15 protein-coding genes are annotated in these 18,544 nt (G+C 64.8%); 9 read left to right on the top strand and 6 right to left on the bottom strand.

The window, feature by feature from the left end:
* Nucleotides 1–484: 484 nt before the first annotated feature.
* Nucleotides 485–1,240: a molybdenum cofactor guanylyltransferase gene (locus tag Q0K12_RS08520; protein WP_297261968.1), complete on the top strand. Its 756-nt coding sequence runs from the start codon at nt 485–487 to the stop codon at nt 1,238–1,240.
* Between the two features lie 133 nt (nt 1,241–1,373).
* Here the strand turns inward: Q0K12_RS08520 and Q0K12_RS08525 are convergent, their stop codons facing one another.
* The 4 genes from Q0K12_RS08525 to Q0K12_RS08540 all read right to left on the bottom strand — a co-directional run bounded on the left by Q0K12_RS08525 (nt 1,374) and on the right by Q0K12_RS08540 (nt 5,567).
* Entirely contained in the window at nt 1,374–2,513 is a 1,140-nt protein-coding gene (locus tag Q0K12_RS08525) for a J domain-containing protein (RefSeq protein WP_297261970.1), read from the bottom strand.
* A gap of 7 nt (nt 2,514–2,520) precedes the next feature.
* Nucleotides 2,521–2,982 (bottom strand): YkgJ family cysteine cluster protein, encoded by a 462-nt coding sequence (locus Q0K12_RS08530; protein ID WP_297261972.1) that lies wholly within the window; start codon nt 2,980–2,982, stop codon nt 2,521–2,523.
* A gap of 12 nt (nt 2,983–2,994) precedes the next feature.
* Nucleotides 2,995–3,429, bottom strand: coding sequence for a CoA-binding protein (locus Q0K12_RS08535; RefSeq protein ID WP_297261974.1), 435 nt, complete (start codon nt 3,427–3,429; stop codon nt 2,995–2,997).
* 110 nt (nt 3,430–3,539) lie between these two features.
* Nucleotides 3,540–5,567, bottom strand: a complete 2,028-nt coding sequence (locus Q0K12_RS08540) for a cation:proton antiporter (protein WP_297261976.1) — start codon at nt 5,565–5,567, stop codon at nt 3,540–3,542.
* Between the two features lie 126 nt (nt 5,568–5,693).
* Between Q0K12_RS08540 and Q0K12_RS08545 the strand changes: the two genes are divergently transcribed.
* Both Q0K12_RS08545 and Q0K12_RS08550 read left to right on the top strand, forming a co-directional pair.
* Nucleotides 5,694–6,203: a nitroreductase family protein gene (locus tag Q0K12_RS08545; protein WP_297261978.1), complete on the top strand. Its 510-nt coding sequence runs from the start codon at nt 5,694–5,696 to the stop codon at nt 6,201–6,203.
* A gap of 300 nt (nt 6,204–6,503) precedes the next feature.
* On the top strand, nt 6,504–6,683 hold the full coding sequence (locus tag Q0K12_RS08550; protein WP_297261980.1) for a hypothetical protein: 180 nt from the start codon (nt 6,504–6,506) through the stop codon (nt 6,681–6,683).
* Between the two features lie 239 nt (nt 6,684–6,922).
* Here Q0K12_RS08550 and Q0K12_RS08555 read toward each other — a convergent pair whose 3' ends face one another.
* Nucleotides 6,923–7,561, bottom strand: a complete 639-nt coding sequence (locus Q0K12_RS08555; protein ID WP_297261982.1) for a hypothetical protein — start codon at nt 7,559–7,561, stop codon at nt 6,923–6,925.
* Nucleotides 7,555–8,037 carry a DUF134 domain-containing protein gene (locus tag Q0K12_RS08560; RefSeq protein WP_297261984.1) on the bottom strand — a complete coding sequence of 161 codons (483 nt, stop codon included), beginning with the start codon at nt 8,035–8,037 and terminating at the stop codon, nt 7,555–7,557. The genes Q0K12_RS08555 and Q0K12_RS08560 overlap by 7 nt, the downstream gene beginning before the upstream one ends.
* Nucleotides 8,038–8,294: 257 nt before the next feature.
* Here Q0K12_RS08560 and gdhA point away from each other — a divergent pair, with 257 nt between their 5' ends.
* From gdhA to Q0K12_RS08590, 6 genes are all read left to right on the top strand, one after another.
* Complete coding sequence (gene gdhA / locus Q0K12_RS08565; protein ID WP_297261987.1) at nt 8,295–9,647, top strand: NADP-specific glutamate dehydrogenase; 1,353 nt, start codon at nt 8,295–8,297, stop codon at nt 9,645–9,647.
* Between the two features lie 1,778 nt (nt 9,648–11,425).
* Nucleotides 11,426–12,901 (top strand): phosphotransferase, encoded by a 1,476-nt coding sequence (locus tag Q0K12_RS08570; RefSeq protein WP_297261988.1) that lies wholly within the window; start codon nt 11,426–11,428, stop codon nt 12,899–12,901.
* The gene (locus tag Q0K12_RS08575) at nt 12,898–14,298 is read left to right on the top strand and encodes a CDP-glycerol glycerophosphotransferase family protein (RefSeq protein ID WP_297261991.1); all 1,401 of its coding nucleotides are present in this window, start codon (nt 12,898–12,900) and stop codon (nt 14,296–14,298) included. Before Q0K12_RS08570 ends, Q0K12_RS08575 begins: the two co-directional genes overlap by 4 nt.
* Before the next feature lie 154 nt (nt 14,299–14,452).
* Entirely contained in the window at nt 14,453–16,993 is a 2,541-nt protein-coding gene (locus Q0K12_RS08580) for a YidC/Oxa1 family membrane protein insertase (RefSeq protein ID WP_297261993.1), read from the top strand.
* 155 nt (nt 16,994–17,148) lie between these two features.
* Nucleotides 17,149–18,264, top strand: coding sequence for a hypothetical protein (locus tag Q0K12_RS08585; protein ID WP_297261994.1), 1,116 nt, complete (start codon nt 17,149–17,151; stop codon nt 18,262–18,264).
* The gene (locus Q0K12_RS08590) at nt 18,251–18,532 is read left to right on the top strand and encodes a hypothetical protein (RefSeq protein ID WP_297261996.1); all 282 of its coding nucleotides are present in this window, start codon (nt 18,251–18,253) and stop codon (nt 18,530–18,532) included. The genes Q0K12_RS08585 and Q0K12_RS08590 overlap by 14 nt, the downstream gene beginning before the upstream one ends.
* Nucleotides 18,533–18,544 lie beyond the last annotated feature (12 nt).

An 18,544-nucleotide genomic window follows, 5' to 3' on the forward strand; every position in this document is an offset into this window, starting at 1 on the left:
CCACACCCCCCAACCCCTCCCCGGCGCGCTTTCTTTTGAGAAGATGAAAGCGAGAGGCGGGGCGAAAGGTCGTCCTTCGTCTGGCTGGTCTCCCGGGGGAGAGGAGAGAAGGACGGCGCGGCCTGTCCATATTTCCACACCTCCCCGACGCGCCCCTGGGGTTTGTTGACAAAAATTTTACAAATAATTTCAATATATAGGATAAATAGGCTACACTCGCTCCGTTTGCTTCCGGGGGCGGGGTTGCCTTGTGTCCCTGATTCTTCCCCCTAAACAGACTGCGAATAGTGTTGACAGGCCCTAGTGTGAAGCGCTCATGCCCTCCGTTCCTTCCCCGGCATGTTTTGTTCCGGGAAGAGGAAAGGCGGCGTTTTCGTAGCGAGAAAGCCCCCCTGCCGGGCTTTCCGTATATTGCGTGCGCTGCGACCGCCCGGCGGTTGGAGTCGGACTTGGCAGGGGAGGGCGCATCCGCTAGGCTGGGCGTATGGAAGATGTGAGCGAACGCGGCGAAGAAGCGCGCCCGGACGGAAACGGACGACGGCCTTTTGTGGGCGTCGTGCTGGCGGGCGGGCTTTCTCGGCGCATGGGACAGGACAAGGCGCTCCTGCCCTTGCAGGGGCAGGGCGGACTGACGCTGCTGGGCCAGGCTGTCGGACGTCTGGCAGGATTATGCCCGGAGGTTTGGGTATCCTGCGGCTGCGGCCGAAGGTATGACGGATATGTCTGTGTGCCGGACGCCTCGTTTGATTCGGCTGCCGTTCGCGGCGGGCCGCTGCCCGAGCATCTGCGGGACGGGGCGGACGGCGGCCCCGGGCCGCTGGCCGGATTGGCGACCTGTCTGGCGCGGGCACACGCGCAGGGCTGGGCCGGCATGCTGACGCTGCCGTGCGACATGCCGCATCTGCCGGAGCATCTGCTGCGGGCCCTCCTTGAGGCGGCAGCCGGACAGGACAAGGCGCTCGCCGTCTTTTACCGTACACAAGGCGGCTGGGAAGAACCGCTTGCGGGCGTCTACCGTTGCGGGGCCTTGCCCTTTCTGATGCGCGCCCTGCAAAGCGGGCAGCGGCGTGTCCGCAGCATCCTGCCGGAGAGCGCCAGACTGCTGTTGCCCCTGCCGGAAGCGGCACACAGCCTGTTTGCCAATTGCAATACGCCGGAGCAGGCCCGCGCGCTGGGCGTGGACATTCCCACTGCCGGAGACGGCACGGCGGTACGACAAAGCCTTGAAGAGAGCATGTAGCCTTTGAAAAAGGCAACATGCGAGGCGGCGGCACAGCGCCCCCCGGCCGAAAGTGAGCGGAAAAACCGCGCTTTTTCCGCGAAACGCCAGGCCGTATGGTTTGAAACGCACAGCGTTTCAAACTGAAAATGCTTTACTGACTGTTGAGCTTCAGGTAGAGGTCTCCCTGCCAGGGGCCCACGCGCTTGCCCAGGCCGCGCAGGCGGACGGGTTTGCCGGGGACGAAATCCGGCGGGAGGGTGATCTCCACGGTAACGAGGTCATTGCTGAAGCCGCGCCGGATGCGCAGGCGGATGCGTCGGCCGGGCACAAGGTTGCTGGCGGGCAGAGTGAATATCTGTTCTTCGTCGATCTGCTGGCGCAGCCAGCCCTTGACGGCTCCGGCAACGCCCTTGCGCAGGCTGAAACCGGGCTTCTTGTCGCTCCAGGTGACGGTGACTTCCTGCGCCTCTTCCTTGCGGATGCGTTCCTTGCGCTTGTCCGACGCGGGTTCCTTGGTGTCGGCGGCGTGCGGGATCTCGGTGAAGTCCGCTTCATGCGCCTGCGCGTCGGTATGCGGCTTTTCCCGTTCCTGCCGGTTCAGTTCGCTGTAGATATCCTCGAACACGCGCCGGGCGAAGGGATCGTTGAGCAGGTCGCGCAGGACATCCTGCTCGGCATAGCCGCTTTGCTGGAAATCCTTGCCGCCGTCCGTGCCGTCGGGCTGTGCCGTTTTTTCGTCGTGCGCGGGCTGTTCCTGCTTGGCCTGTTGCGCCTGCTGTTCCTCCCGCCGTGCGCGGGCCTGCTCCTCGGCGCGGCGGCGTTCCACCTGCTCGCGGATGAGACGCTCGCGCTCTTCGCGGGCGCGGCGGCTTTCGGCGGCGTCACGGGCGCGCTCTTCGGCGCGGCGCTTCTCGGCCTGTTCGCGGATGATGCGCTCGCGTTCTTCGCGGGCGCGACGGCTTTCGGCGGCATCACGGGCGCGCTCTTCGGCGCGGCGGCGTTCCTCGCGGCTCTCCTGCGCTCTGCGGCGGCTTTCTTCAGCTTTCTGGCGGGCTTCCTCGGCCTTTTGCCGGGCCTCCTCGGCGGGCTTCAGCACGGCCGAGAGGGCCACATAGGCCTCGTTGAGCAACTGGAAATCGTGGCTGGCGTTGGGATTGCCGGGGTTGAGATCCGGGTGCAGCTCGAAGGCCCGCTTGCGGTAGGCGCTTTTGAGCTCCTCCAGGCCGGCGTTCTTGTCCAGCCGGAGTATCTCGTGGCACTGCTTGAGGGTGAGTTGTCGGCTGCGTTTCATGAGTCTCTTACGGCTGTGGGTTGAGGATCAGGGCGTTGGCCTCACAACTGGGGTCATGGGCCAGCAGGTCGTTTTCGCGCAGATAGCGCAGCCCCTGCGCGGCAAAGTCGGCGTGATCGGCATCGGCCACGATGCCCGGACAGAAGTCCTTGGCCAGCTCCCAGCTGAGGGGATCTTCCAGATTGCCGCGGAAGAAGGGCCATGCCCGGCAGATGGCGGGCTTGCCCTCATGGACGGAGCAGCCCTTGCCTTCCTGGAAGAAGATGCAGTTTCCGTCCTCGCCGCAGCGTACCTGCCATTTGCCGCCCATGCGTTCGCAGTAGCGTTCCAGCACGGTTTCCGGGGCAAGGCCCATGTGGGCGGCAAGGCGTTCAAGGTCGCGGGGGCTGACGATGATCCCCCCTTTTCCCGTGCAGCAGTGGCCGCACATGCGGCAGGTAAAGACGGTCGGTTCCGGTACGTTGCTCATAGGCGGTCAGCGTCAGCGGCCTTCAAAGCCGCGGATAAGGTTATGCTCCACCATGATGCAGGCATCCTCCACCACAAGGATGCCCGCAGGCTCCAGCAGGGCGCGGGCCTCGGCGGAGCGTATGCCCTCCTGCATCCAGAAGCAGCGGGGCTTCCAGGGCAGGGCCAGCGTCTCGCGGGCATGGGCGGGGCAGGCTTCCGGGGCGCGGAAAAGATTGATGATGTCGACAGGCTGCGGCAGATCCGCCAGGGAAGGGCAAACGGGAAGACCCCATACGGTGCGCCGTACGGGGTGGACGGGATAGACGGTGAAGCCCTGTTCCAGCAGGTAGCGCCCGACGCGATCCACCGGCTGGCCGGGTTTATCCTTGGCGCCGACAATGGCGATGCTTCCAGCCGTGCGCAAGAGGTGCGGCACGCTTCCGGACGCAAGACAAGATGCGGCCATGCGTTCCCCCCTTTCCCCTGTTGTCGCGCAATGGCTCGTACTGACGTCGTTTACACAATGTGACAATATACGTCGAAGCTGTTGTTATGGCAAGCCTCTTCTCCGGGGGCTCATGCCCGCTCTTCCCGCGTGTCGCCGCTACGGGCCGCCTCGCCTCCGGCAGGCTGCGGATGGCTCAGCAGGGGCGGCAGGCCGAGCAGCTTGTCCGTTTTGCCGAAGAAGTAGAGCAGATCCCCCGCCCGCATGACGAATTCCGGCCCGGGGGAGGCGATGGTCTCCTTGTCGCGGTGGGCGGCCACCAGGGTCACGCCGTAGCGCTTGCGCAGGGCGCTTTCCACCAGACTGCGGTCACAGAGCGGCGAACCGGCATCCAGCCGCAGGGCCTGCACGCCCATATCCGGCAGCTGATGCACGGCTTCGTCCAGATCGGTGGTGGTGGCCGCGGCCTTGCGGATCATGCGGTAATTGTCCTGCCGGACGCGGGCGGTGTAGGCGTCGATATCCTGCCGGGGGATCAGGTACTGCGTCAGCACCTGGTTGAAGACCTCGATGGACGTCTCGAATTCCTCGGCGATGACCGAATTGGCCCCCAGCCGCCGCAGCGGGGCCACTTCGGTGACGAAGCGGGTGCGCGCCACGATGTAGATATTGGGATTCATGCGCCGGGCTTCCAGCGTGATGGCCCGCACGGCGGACGGATCGGAGATGATGATGGCCATGACGCGCGCCTTGGCTATGCCCAGATGCTCAAGGATGATGGGCTGGGTGGCGTCGCCGTGCATGATGGGTTCCTTGCCGCGGTAACGGGTGACGGTCTCGGGGTTCATTTCCAGGATATTGTAGGAGATGCCCGAGTCCTTGGCCACGCGGGCCAGATGCTTGCCGCTGATGCCGAAGCCCACGATGATGAGATGATCCTGCAGGGGGCAGCTTTCGTCAGCCTGCGCTTCCTCTTCCGTGGGGATGCGCCGCTGCCAGCGGGTGAGCAGGTCCGCGATGCGCGGCGCCCAGCTGATGAGCATGGGCGTGACCATCATGGTGAGCACGCTGACGGCCAGGAAGCCCTGGTAGGCCTCCTGCGTGAAGACCCCGTTGCTGACGGCCAGCGCGGCCAGAACGAAGGAGAATTCTCCCACCTGCGCCAGCGACAGGCCGGTGATGATGGCCGTACGCAGCGGGAAGCGCTGGATGAGCACCGCCGGCAGCGTCAGCAGCGTCTTGATGAGGATGAACAGGAGCGCGTTGACGATGGTCAGCAGGAAATGCGAGGAAAGGAAGTTAAGGTTGAGCATCATGCCCACGGACATGAAGAAGAGGCACATGAACACGTCACGATAGGGCAGGATGCCCGCGATGACGCTCATGCTGTACTGGGAGCGCGCCAGCATGAGACCGGCCAGAAAGGCCCCCAGCGACAGCGAAAGCCCCAACCTGTGCGTCAGCACGGCCATGCCGAAGCACAGGCCGAGCGTGGTCAGCAGCAGCACCTCCCGCGAACGGGTGCGGACGACCGCCTCCATGAGACGGTTGAGCCCGAAGTAACAGAGCGTCAGCACCGCGCCGAGGATGAGCACCACCTTGCCCACGGCCGTGACCATCTCCCAGCCGCCCACCTGCAGCGTGCCGGCGAGCAGGGGGATGCAGAGCACCATAGGCGCGACCATGATGTCCTGAAAGACGAGGATGGCCAGCGAGAGCCGCCCCATGGGCGTGCTGGTAAGGCCTTTCTGCTGGAGGATCTGCAGCACGATGGCCGACGACGACATGGCGACGAGGCAGCCCCAGATGATGCCCTGCGTCCACGCCGCGCCCTGGAAGTGCATGAGCACGGCCACCGCGCCCACCGTGCAGCCGATCTGCAGGCTCCCGCCCAGAAAAACGGGCTTTTTCAGGCGGTTGAGCGCCTCGCCGGAAAGTTCCATGCCGATGGTGAACAGCAGCATGGCCACGCCCAGATCGGCAATGGTGCTGATGGACTCCTGATCCGTGATGACGTTCATCACCGACGGGCCGCACAGAAAGCCCGTCAGGAGAAAACCTACCGTGGGAGTCAGCTTGACTTTGTTGCAGACAAGGCTGACGATGATGGACAGCAAAAACAGCAGGACCAGATCATTGATTTCGGCAAGTTCCAGCATGGCGCATACCCCTATCTTTTTAGTCTAACCTATTCGTGGCCATGACGCAACGTGCCGCGGGGACGGCGGGTCAGGTCCTGGAAGCCGTCCACGGAAACGGAAGGCAAACCGCTACAGGAGGTCGTTATGGAATTCTTTGAAGCGCTCCGCACCCGGCGCAGCATCCGCAAGTACACCAGCCAGCCCATCGCGCAGGAGGACGTGCGCGTCATGCTGGAGGCCGCCATGCTCGCCCCCAGCGCCAGCAACCGTCAGCCCTGGCATTTCGTGGTGGTGGACGACAGGGCTACCCTCGACCGCATCGCCGCCGAGCATCCCTATGCCAAGATGGCCGCCGACGCGCCGCTGGCCGTCGTGGTCTGCGGCGACCTCGATGCGGAAAAAACCAAGGGCTTCTGGGTGCAGGACTGCGCCGCCGCCACGCAGAACCTCATGCTCGCCGGTCGCGCCCTCGGCATCGGCAGCGTGTGGTGCGGCCTCCATCCCGTGGAAGACCGCGTGGCCCCCGTCCGCCGCATCCTCGGCCTGCCGGACAACATCATCCCTCTGAGCCTCGTGGTCATGGGATACCCCGCGCAGGACTTCAGCGAGGCCGACCGCTACCAGGAAGCCAAGGTGCACCATAACCACTGGTAGCAGCCTGTTTTTTCGGAGGAGGGGAGTCCCTGGCTCCGCTGTCGATGCCCGTAACTCCGTGGGAGTTACGGGCACGGCTCGTCTGGGGGAGGGGGACCCCCCTCGCCTGGCGCGAGAGGGGGGTCCCCCTCCCCCAGGCCCCCACCCCTTCCCCCAGCGCGCTTTATCAGAGAGGATGAAAAAGCGACCCGGCGCAGAAGTCGTCCCTTCGTCTGTTTGTCCCCGATGTCAACGTACTTTATTTTTTCCTGTTCATATGCCGGAGAGCGTCACATCACGCCGCCACCCTTACCGGCCGCCATGTCTGCCTCGACCGTGACCCTGTCCACGGTCTTGTGCGTGCCCACGGCCATGTCCATGTCCTGCACCCGCTCCCTGGCCGCACTGGTCAGCGGCTGTCTGGCTGCCGCTGACCTCCCCTTGGGCATGGTCTCCGCAGCCGCCGCCCTGTCCACGGCCCTGACCATGCCCGCCCCCTGACGGCATGCAGGCTTCGCCCTGACCCTGCCTGCCGTGGCAATGCCCGTGGCGGTGCTTCTTTTCGCCGCCGCCATGTGGCCTTTCCGCTGTCTGTTGTTCCCGCAGGGTCTCTTGCTGTTCGTCCATCCGGGCTTCCATCGTGTTCATCCGCGATTCCATGTCTGACTCCTTTTTGAAATATATTTCATTATATGGTGTGTAAAAAGCCGGGCCGCAGCCCGGCACAACCGCTCTGCCGGTCACTCAACCTGACTGTGCCGCTCCCACTGAGCCAGAAACCAGCCCAACGGCAGGGCCGCCTCGCAAAAATCCGCATGGGACAGGCGGCGGCCGTCGTATTCCAGCAGCAGCGAGCCCGTGCGGGCGGAAAAGGTGAGCGCCGAAAAAATCGACTCCCGGGCAAGGGCTTCCCGCAGGGGAGCATGCGTTTCCGGCCGCCGCAGCGCCGGATGTCGCAGGCGCACCCGCCCGTCGATGAAGCTGACGGTATGGGCGGCCAGCGCCGTCAGCGCTGCCTTGCGGCAAGCGTCGTCCACCGGGCGGTCAGCGACGGCATCCGTCGCCTTGCGGTCCGCAGGCATACCGCAGGCGGCAGCCGCATCCGAAGGGGTAAGCAGCTCCTGTGCCGTTTCCCACAGCCCGTCCGTTTGTTCCCGCCTGCCGCCAGCCGCGCAGCGGCCCGCCATGCGTCCGGCCTGTCCCCCCCGGCGGCCGCCGCCATCGGGCAAAAACACATCCGCTCCGCCGGCGGATCTCCCCAGCTTGTCGAGCGCGGTCCGCACGATGCCGCGCCCAAGCCTTCCGACGAGCGCACGCCCCGTCCGGGTGCCCAGCAGGCCCTTGCCCGCCAGCATGACCAATCCCATCCTGCTTAACACGATCCGTCCTCCACTACCCGGCGGTGTAAGCGTCCGTGCCTGCCATGACCGAACCGGTGGTCGGGGCAGTCCGCGGCGGGCTGTTCCGGCCGTTCCGCACGCTCTGAATCTGTTTCCGTCGCCGCTGCCACGCCGCATGCCGGGCCCCCGCGCCCGTGCCGTCCCGGGGCGCCGTGTCCGTGGCCGGCGCAAGACCGCATCTGGACGTTGCCGCCCTCGCAGCGCAGCGCCCAGCCGTCCCGCAGGGCCGTGGCCACCCGCCTGCGAGCCTCGCCCAGCAGGCGGCAGAGCGTCGGCGTGGACACGCCCATACGCCCGGCCGCCGCTTCCTGCGGCAGTCCTTCCGCATCCACGAGGCGCAGGGCCTCGAACATGTCCAGCCCCAACGTCACCTCCGCCGCCTGCCGCCGTCCTTCCGGCAGGTAACGCTCCCAGGGGGGCGGGCACTCGATGTGGCGGGTCTTTTGCGGACGCATGAAGATATCCTCTTTTTGAAATATATTTCATATATAATCCCGCATCGCCGGACCGTCAAGGGGGAGCTCCGGCTTTTCCCGCCGTTTTGCACCCACAGCGCCGCGAAAGATCAAAATTTTTCTGTTAACCATGTCAATTTGTTAGCGATGGCCTGCCAAATCCGGCATTGCCAGCAGGCACGGATTCCGCTACATTTTTTCAGGTTTTTCCGCTATTTTTGACAACCGTCATTGTGCATCTTTAAGGAGAACAGAGGATGTCTTACGCACAGAACGTCATGGAAGGGCTGAAACAGAAATACGCCAGCGAACCCGTCTTCCTGCAGGCCGTGCAGGAAGTGCTGATGACCCTGCAGCCCGCTCTGGACAAGGATCCCAAGTACCAGAAGAACAAGATCTTGGAGCGCATCGTCGAGCCGGAGCGCGCCATCAGCTTCCGCGTGGAGTGGGTGGACGACAAGGGCGAGATCCAGGTCAACCGGGGCTACCGTGTCCAGTACAATTCCGCCATTGGACCCTACAAGGGCGGTCTGCGCTTCCATCCCAGCGTCAATCTCGGCATCCTCAAGTTCCTCGGTTTTGAGCAGATCTTCAAGAATTCGCTGACCGGTCTGGCCATCGGCGGCGGCAAGGGCGGCGCTGACTTCGATCCCAAGGGCAAGTCCGAAGTGGAAGTCATGCGCTTCTGCCAGGCCTTCATGAATGAACTCTTCCGCCACATCGGCGACACCATCGACGTGCCCGCCGGGGACATCGGCGTGGGCGGCCGCGAAGTGGGCTATATGTTCGGTCAGTACAAGAAGCTCACCAAGAGCTATGAAGGCGTGCTCACCGGCAAGAACCTCCTGTTCGGCGGCTCGCTGGCCCGCACCGAAGCCACGGGCTACGGCAACGTCTACTTTGCCCAGAGCATGATGGAATCCCGCGGCGACAGCCTCGAAGGCAAGACCTGCGTGGTGTCCGGCGCGGGCAACGTGGCCATCTACTGCTGCGAAAAGCTCCTTCAGATCGGCGCCAAGCCCGTGACCGTCTGCGACTCGCGCGGCATGATCCATGACGCCGACGGCATCAAGGTGGACGTGCTCAAGCAGGTGAAGGAAGTGGAACGCGCCTCCCTGACCCGCTACGCCGAACTCGTGCCCGGCACCAAATACACCCCCGTGGCCGACTACCCCGCTGGCCGCAATGCCGTGTGGAGCGTGCCCTGCGATGCGGCTTTCCCCTGCGCCACGCAAAACGAGCTCAACCTCGAAGACGCCAAGGCCCTGCTGGCCAACGGCTGCAAGTGCGTGAGCGAAGGCGCCAACATGCCTTCCACCCTCGAAGCCGTGCACGCCTTCCTTGAGGCGGGCATCTGCTACGGCCCGGCCAAGGCCGCCAATGCCGGCGGCGTGGCCACCAGCCAGCTGGAAATGGCCCAGAACGCCAGCATGCAGGCCTGGGACTTCGACACCGTGGACAACAAGCTCAAGGGCATCATGAAGCACATCTTCACCAGTGCCTCCGAGACCGCCAAGGAATTCGGCAACGCCCACAACCTCGTGCTGGGCGCCAACATCGCCGGTTTCCGCAAGGTGGCCGACGCCATGATCGCTCAGGGCGTTTGCTAAGCGTCCGACGCGGCAAACGCGTTTTTATCCTGGGGGGAGGGGCTTCCTCCCCCCATATTTTTACATCTCCTTACGTCTCCTTGCCGCCCACGTTCGCCCTGTCGGTCACAATAAGGCAGGGTGACTTTCTTTTTTCAAAGGGATGCAGCGTCAATCCGGCATCGTTGGCCCCGGAGCATTTCTTCTGTCGCCGGCTGGCGGCTTCGGCCCGGCGTCCGGGCGTGGTCGCCTCCCGGCGGGCGACCGAATGGCGGCCCGCAGGGCCGTGCCCGTTAGGCGACGCAGGAGCCTTACGGGCATCGACAGCAGAGATGGGGCAGGGGGTGAGAGGGGCGAGCCCCTCTACACCCCCTACGACCCCCGTACTCCCCCTGTCCGTGTGGCGGAGGGCGTCACTGTCGCATGACGTGTACCCTGTCCGCCGCTCGCCGCAGGGGGCAAGTCGGCGCGCATCTTCCCGCTTCGCGGGTGATATGCGCGCCTGCTGCGGCGCTCCCGCTGCGCGGGGATCGCCTCCGCGCCCCGGCTCGCTGGGGTGTGGGATTTTTTCCAGCTTTCGCGTTGCGTGAAGGGGAGCATCTCTCCGGTATGAAGATTCCCTTCTGACCTGTTTCTACGGCACACAAGCGACTTTTATTGCCGTTGTTTTGCGGCTGCTGCCCGGCATTGGGGCGTGGTCGCCTCCCAGCGGGGGGCAGGGGGCAGGGGCTTGCGCAGCCCCTTGCCCCCTACGACCCCCAACCCCGCGTTGGGGCAGCCATTCCTGACGGACAACACGGATACGCGAGGCCTACCCTTGGCCTCCTCCCTGCCGCGCGGCAGCGGGCGTTCGGCCTCCCGCTGTCCCGCGCCCACGCGGGACGAGCGTCCGTCCGGCGTCGGAGCTTCCGTCCCTTTCGGGGCGGCGATCTCCTCCGCGCCCTGCCGCGCTTACGTCGGCAAGCGGAATCGTTGCTCCCGCTCCGCAAGCGGTATGTCGTCCCTTGATGTGGGTCGTGAAAGACGGCTTTCCTTTGTTGGTTCCGTGCACTGTGCCGGAAAGACGGTGCTGGTGATGAGGGAAATGCTCCCCGCTGGCCGAAGCACGAACCGCGACACGCCCCACCAGCCCAGCGAGCCGGGCGCAGAGGCGATCCCCGCGAAGTGGGAGCGCCGCAGCAGGCGCACATATCGCCCGCCACCACACGGGACAAGGGGGAGTACGGGGGGCGTAGGCTACCAGGCCCGGACGCCGGGCAATATCCGCAATCCAGCGACGAAAAAAGAAGGAGAGCGTTTCCCCGACATGCAAGACGCTGCGCTGGCAGGGGGGGGCTTTTCGCATATCGTCGGGAGACAGGCAGGCGAAGGGGCGGCTTTTGTGTCGCGTCGTCTTTTCATCCTCCCTGATAAAGCGCGTTTGGGGAAGGATGGGGGGCCTGGGGGGAAGGGAACCCCTTTACGCGCCAGCTAAAGGGGTTCCCTTCCCCCCAGCCGGACACGGCCCGCGGAGGAGCGGAGGGCTGTGGCCTGTGACCTGTGACGGAGGTCACCGAGAGGGGCGATAAAGAAGGATGGACAATCTGGGGAAGATGTGGGAAAGAGGCGAAACGTCCCCTGTTGCCGCGTGGCTGCGGCACGGAGATGTTGTTGATTTTGTAACAGAATATTTCCAATTGTTTCTTTGCTGGAACAGTTGGGAGATGTGGGGAAACAGTATCGGCCATCATGTGCCGCCGTTGCACGGGAATGGTGCGGCGGGGAATGGGCATCATGCTGCAGCCGGAAGGGGAAATGCCTTGCGCGCCAATATCCTTTGCGCCGGTCTCGGGACGCGTCTGCGTCCGCTTACCTATATAAAACCCAAGCCGCTGCTGAGCATAGGCGGCTACCCGCTGGTGGAGCGCACCATCCGCCAGCTCCGCGCCGACGGCGTGGACGACATCGCGCTGGTGGTGGGCTACAAGCGGGAGTGCTTTGAATACCTGCGGGAGCGTTACGGCGTCCAGCTCATCGTGTCCGAGCGGTTTGACACGGCCAACAATTTTTCTTCCCTCGAACTGGTGGCGGACAGGCTGGGAGACAGTCTCGTCATCGACGGGGACCTGTATATTCGCCGTCCGCTGGTGCCGCTGGTGCGGCCCGGCGTGGCCCAGTTCATCACGCAGAAAACGGAGCGCGGCAAGGAGTGGGAGCTCATCACCGACGACGCGGACCGTGTGGTGGCGGTGAAAAAGGATTCGTCCGAAGGCTATTCCATGTCCGGCGTGTCCTACTGGACGGAAGAGGCGGCCGAGCTGCTGCGGCGGGAGCTGGCCCGCAGCGGTCCCGATGATTACTGGGAGGATGCCGCCATCCGCATCCTTGACCGTGTGCCGGTGTACGCCACGCGGACGAAGCTGCTGCAATGCGAGATCGACAGCCTGGACGACGTGCTGTCGCTGGGGTTGCTCTCGGCCGACGAGCTGGCCGACCAGTGCTCGGAGACGAGCATGGCCGAGAAGCTCAAGGGGCTCACCAACGATACGTATCTTATCCGGCTGCACGGCAAGGGGGTGGTGCTGCGCATCCCCGGCCGGGGGACGGATCAGATCATCGACCGTACGCTGGAGTCGGCCATGCTGGGCCTGCTGGACGGCATGGACATCACGCCGAAGTGCACCTTTTATTCCGGCGGCATCAAGACCACGGACTTTCTGGAAGATCACGCGGTGCTGACGCCGGAAGGGCTGGACGCATCCACCATCGAGGGGGTGGCCGGTCTCATGCGGCGGCTGCACGCCATCCCGCTGCCGCAGGGCTTCAAGGAGCAGTACGGCCCCAATGCGGCCCTGTCGGTGCTCAATGAGGTCAAGCTGTACGAGCGTCAGAGCGGCATCAATCTGCTGGCCGACGAGGAGCGCCGCCAGATCTACGACTTCGCCCGCGAGATGGACCGGGACGAAAAGCGGTTCTGTCACCGGGATTTCGTGCTGGAGAACATCTTGCGGCGCGGCGAAAGCATGAAGCTCATCGACTTTGAATATGCCTGCTTCTGTTCGCCGTACTGGGATTACGCCAGCTTCGTCACGGAGACGCGCCTTGCCGGGGAACGGCTGGAGGCCTTCGTGCGCTGCTGCGGCATGGACCGGCGGCGGTTGCTCAAGGCCATGATCATCGTGGATTACATCTGGGGCCTGTGGGGCTTTTACCGGGAATGCATCGACTACGGTCGCGGCCGCATCGCGGAGATGGACCGCAACCTGCGCCTGTTGCAGGCGGGGGGCACGCTGTGAGGCCGTTCCTTTCTTTGCCGGCGGTGCGCTATCTGGGGCTGCTGGCCCTGCTGGAGGCGGCCTTCCCAGCGCCCGCACAGGCCTATCTTGACCCCGGCACGGGCAACATCCTCGTGTATGTGGCCATCAGCCTGGTGGGCACGATCCTCTATTTCCTGAAAAACCTCGTCTATGCGATCATGGGAAGGGCGCGGGGCGAGCAGGCGGGACGGCGGGAGCTGCACCATGAGCGTATCCTGCTCTTTTCCGAAGGGCGGAGCTATTACTATACGTTCAAGCCCATCATCGACTCCCTCCTGCGGCGGGGCATCCCCTTTTCCTATATCACGATGGATGTGGAAGACCCGGCCCTGACCATCGAGGACGACCTCATGGATTCCCGCTACATCGGCAACGGCGCGGCGGCCTACGCACGGGCGGCTGGCCGCCGGGCGGACGTCATGCTGTCCACCACGCCCAACATCGGCACGCCGGGCTTCCCCATGCCGAGGCCGCGCCGGGTGCGCTGTCTGGCCCATGTCTGCCACGGCGTGGGGGACATCGCCATGTACCAGAAAGGTTCCCTCGACCACTACGATGCCGTGCTCATGGTGGGGGATTTCATGCTGCCGAGCATCCGCCGTCTGGAGGAGCTGCGCGGCCTGCCCGCCAAGGAGTGCGTCTCCCTCGGTCTGCCCTATCTGGACGAGCTGGCGCGCAAGGCGCAGCCCAAAAAGGAGCGGAGCACGCCGGCCGTGGTGCTGGTGGCCCCGTCCTGGGGCAACAAGGGCTGTCTTTCGGTCTGCGGGCCGCAATTCCTGGTGGATCTGGCCAAGGCGGGGTATGAGGTCATCTTCCGGCCGCATCCGCAGTCGCTCAAGGTGGAGACGGACATGCTGGCCTCCGTCCATGAGCTGCTGCGCGACTTCCCCAACGTGCATTTCGACACGGATATGGACGCCACCGCTTCCATGAGCCGGGCCGACATCATGATCTCCGACAAGTCGTGCGTGCGCTTCGACTTCGCGTTCCTTTACGAAAAGCCGGTCATCACGCTGGATATCCCGGTACGTAACCCCGAACTCTATGAAGTGGCGGATCTGGGCGTGATCTGGGAGGATACCGTGGCCGCCCGGCTGGGCGAGGTCGTCGCCCCGGATCAGTTCGACCGCATCCTGCCCGCCGTGGAGCGGGCCCTTGCCATGCCTTCCGCGGCGCTGGCGGCCTTCCGCGATCAATGCGTGGCCTGCCGGGGCTGGAGCGGGGAGGCCATCGTGGACTGGACGCTGGAGGTGCTGCAGCGCCACGATGCCCGCCAGGGCGAGCGGACGGCGGATGCCCGGCAGCAGGGCGGCACGCCCGGCGGCCAGCCCGGAACGACGCCGGAAACGGCGCACCCGGGACAGGCCTCGGCATGATCCCGCCCTCTGGACGGCGTCCGTCCGAGGACCGCCGTCCTTTCTGAGACCACCGCAACATGTTCATTGCCCCGGCGCATCCCGCCGTCAGGACGGGAGAGGCCGTACGGCCCCACGACGGAGAGCGTCGCGGGGCTTTGGAGAAAAGACGTCCATGATGTCATTGCTTTACGAGATATTCATCCTCCCCATCGAGATCATCTATCGTGCCATCTATCTTGGCAGCGTGCAGCTCACCGGCAATTACGGCTTGAGCATACTGGTGCTGTCGGCCGTGAGCGCCGTGGCCTTCATCCCGCTGGGACGGCTGGCCGTGGGCATGCAGGCCGGAGAAAAGAAGGTGCAGCAGATCATGGCTCCCCAGCTCGCCCGCATCCGCAGCGAGTCCAAGGGGGCCGAGCGCCAGCGCCGCATCAACCGCCTGTACCGCCGCTATGCCTATCATCCGCTGCTGGCCATCCGTTCGGCCTTCGGCGTGGCCCTGCAGATCCCCTTTCTGACGGGCGCGTATTACATGATCCTGAGCCTCGACCAGCTGCGGGGACAGTCCTTCCTCTGCATCGCCGACCTCTCGCAGCCGGACGGTCTGCTCTGGGGCGTGAACTTCCTGCCCATCCTCATGACCGTAGTCAACATCACGGCCACCTTCACCACGCCGGGCCTGAGCCGCAAGGACAGGATACAGGCCGTGATCATCGCCTTTTTCTTCCTGTTGCTGCTCTACGGCGCGGCCTCGGCCCTGCTCATCTTCTGGACCATGAACAACGTCTTTTTCCTGCTCCAGAACCTGCGCCTGCCGGTGAAGCTTCCGCGTTTCCGCAGGCCCGCCTTCGCTCAGGGCGCCATGAGCACGGCCGCGACCTCGCTGCTGCGCAGCGTCTACAGCCTGTCCTGCGCCGGGCTGGCCGCGCTGCTCTTCCTCTATGTGCCGTTCCAGACGTACGCTTCGGATCCGGCCTTCTTCGCCAGCGGGCCGCTGGACGTGCTGCTGGACATGGTGCGCTATCTGTCGCTGACCTTCTTCATCGTCTTCGTGCTCTGGCTGTGGTTCCCCGCCCGGGGCAAGGCCATCCCGGCCTTTGTGGCCTTCTGGGCCCTGTGTCTGGCCTTTGTGAACGTCTTCGTGCTGCCCGGCGACTTTGGCGCGCTGGACGGCACCCGCTTCCTGGACGAGGCCCGTATAGGCCGGCCCATGCGCCTCTTTGCCGATGCCCTGCTGCCCGTGCTCGTGGCGCTGGCGGCGGCAGCGGTCGCCTTTGCGCCGGCGCGGGTGCGCCGGGCGCTGCCGGGCGTGCTGTCCATCGCGCTCTTTTCCCTGCTGGTGCTGGCGGGCTATTCGGGCATCTCCTCGCTGGGCGCGGTGGAGGAAGATACGGCCTTCACGCCGCCGCCCTACACGCAGGCCATGCAGTCCTATTCCCGCAAGGGAGAAAACGTCATCGTGGTCATCCTGGACATGTTCACCGGCGGCCACATCGAGAAGATGTTGGACGATCCGTGGTTCGATGACTTCCGGGCCGATATGGACGGTTTCGTCTGGTATCCCGACACGGTGTCCATGGCGGACGCCACCATATTGAGCCTGCCCAGCATCTACGGCGGCCACGGCTACAGCCCGGCAGCCACCAACGGGCGGCGCTCCCTGACGCTGGAGGAGACCGTCAACAAGGCCTTTGCCCTCATGCCGCGCAACTTCGCGGCCCATGACTACGACGTGTCCGTCATCAACGGCCTGGAATACTTCAATGAGGAGCTCTATGCCCGGCACGGCGGCAAGGCGGACAACATCCTCACCGTGCCGCGCGTGCGCCGGACCTTCCTGCGCAAGTATTATGACGACGTGGGCCTGCGCGACTTCAGCAGCTTTTTCGCCATACTGGGGCTCTTCCAGGCCTCGCCGGACATGCTCAAGCAGAAGCTCTACGATGACGGCAACTGGAAGAACGCCGGGGACGGCATCCTGGCCGCCAGCATGGACTTTTACAAGGAAGAGGACGCCTATTTCCGCTATGTGTTCACGTCCGGCATCACGGCGGACGCGCCGCGCAGCACGGCCAAGATCTTCTATACCATGCTCTCGCATTATATGTGGCACTACGCGCCGGATCTCGTGGACGGCGCGCCGCGCATCGTGGCCGATCCCTGCCCGGAGACGGAAGGGCAGCTCATCCACAAGGGCGGCGTTCTGCCGGAGCACTACTACGCCGAGCGCCACCTCATGCGGTATCTCATGATCTTCTTCAAGCAGCTCAAGGAGGCGGGCGTCTACGACAATTCGCGCATCATCCTCGTCTCCGACCACGGCGAGCGGGACAGCCAGATGGTGGCCCGCGCCTACAACGACGGCAAGGAATTCGCCGACGGCGTCCCCTACGGCAGCGGACGCTACGCCCCCGGCCGGCCTCACGCCCTGCTCATGGTCAAGGAGCCGGGACAGCGCGGGCCGCTGCGCATCAACGAGGCCTTCATGTCCAGCGCCGACGTGCCGCTGCTGGCCCTCAAGGGCATCGGCCAATGCGACGAGTTCACCCTGTACGACCCGGCCCGCGTGCCGGCGCCGCGCGTGCTGACCCACGCCCGCGGCGGCGCGCGCTGGAGCGAACACAAGCGGAAAGCCTATATCTACGAACAGCACCGGCTGGAAGGGACCCTCTTCGACCCGGCCCGCAATACGCTGGAAGGGAACTACGATTAGGCGGACGGGCGAAGGTTTTTGGGGGGGAGGGGAACCCCCTCGCCTAGCGCGGAAGGGGGGGGCCTCCCCCCAAAAAAGACTGGAAAATGGTATACATGGCCTCGTGCCGCGCGGTGCGGGCGGGGCGTCCACCGACATCGACAAGGAAAAACGACATGGACACACAGACAACCCGGATGGCGGGCATCCCCAGTCCGGCAGCGGCGGCGGCCCGGGACATCCTTTTTCGCCGTTATCGCACCTACGGCATTGCGGTGGCCGTGCTTTCCGGCATGTCCTACGGCCTGTATTCGGCCTTCATGGCGCTGGGCATGAGCCTTGGCGTCTGGGACGGCTGGTACGAGAAAGGATCTGGCTTGTCCGCGGTGGCCACACTCTTTCTGCTCAGTGCGTTGGGCGCGGCGGTGACGGACAGTTTCAGCGCGCTCTGGTCGCTGCTGCTTGCCGCGCTCAAGGGCAAGCTCGGCGACGTGCCCCGTAGCTGGCGCACGCGCCCCGGCGTCATCATGACGGCGGCGGCCTTCATCGGTGGGCCGCTGGCCAGCACCTGTTATGTGCTGGGTCTGCAGAACGCCGGTTCGATGGTGGTGCCGTTGAGCGCCCTGTGTCCGGCCATCGGGGCCATTCTCGGACGAGTAGTCTTCAAGCAGACGCTCAACGTGCGGATCATGACGGGCATCCTCATCTGCTTTGCCGCCAGCTTCATGATCGGCAGCACGGGGCTGACGGATGACGCGCCCGCCAATCTTTATCTGGGGCTGGCCTTCGGCCTGCTGGCCGCGTTGGGCTGGGGCGTCGAGGGCTGCGTCTGCGGCTACGGCACGGCGCTCATCGACCCGGAAGTGGGCATCACCATCCGGCAGCTCACGTCCGGCCTGTCCAATCTTTTCCTGCTGGTGCCGCTGTTCGGCTGGCTCGGCGGCGCGGATGCGGCGGGCATGGCCGTTGCCGCCTTCACGGATCCCCAATCGGTGGGCTGGTTCGTGGTGGCCGGCTTCTGCGCCTATTTTGCCTTCATGCTCTGGTATCAGGGCAACGCCATGTGCGGCGCGGCCCTGGGCATGGCCTGCAACGGGGCCTTCTCCTTCTGGGGGCCGTTCTTCATCTGGCTGGTGCTCGGGGTCTACTACGGCATGGAGGACAAGAACATGCCGCCCATAGCCTGGCTGGCCTCGCTGGTCATGATCTGCGGCATTTTCCTCATCGCCGTCAATCCGTTGGATCTGTTCCGCCGCGGGTATCAAGGGAGGAAAGACCGTGAAGCCGCTTAATTTTGCCATTCTCGATTACATGACCACGGTCCCCGAAGCCTGCGCCGAGGATGTGGTGGAGGCGCTTGCCGGGACGTACGGGACGTTCCGCGCCCTGACCGTGGAGTCCGTCCGCACGGCGCTGCTCACGGCCGCGGTCAACGGTCTTTTGGAAGAGAGCCGCTGCGAGCTGGATGATGGTCACAGACTTCGGCTGTATTTCCGGGCGCATCCCGAGGGAGCGGCCACCATCATCAAGTATACCGGCGGCCCGCAGGCCCGTTCCTGAGCCGGAGATGCC

Source organism: uncultured Desulfovibrio sp., from assembly GCF_944324525.1.
Lineage (GTDB): Bacteria > Desulfobacterota > Desulfovibrionia > Desulfovibrionales > Desulfovibrionaceae > Desulfovibrio.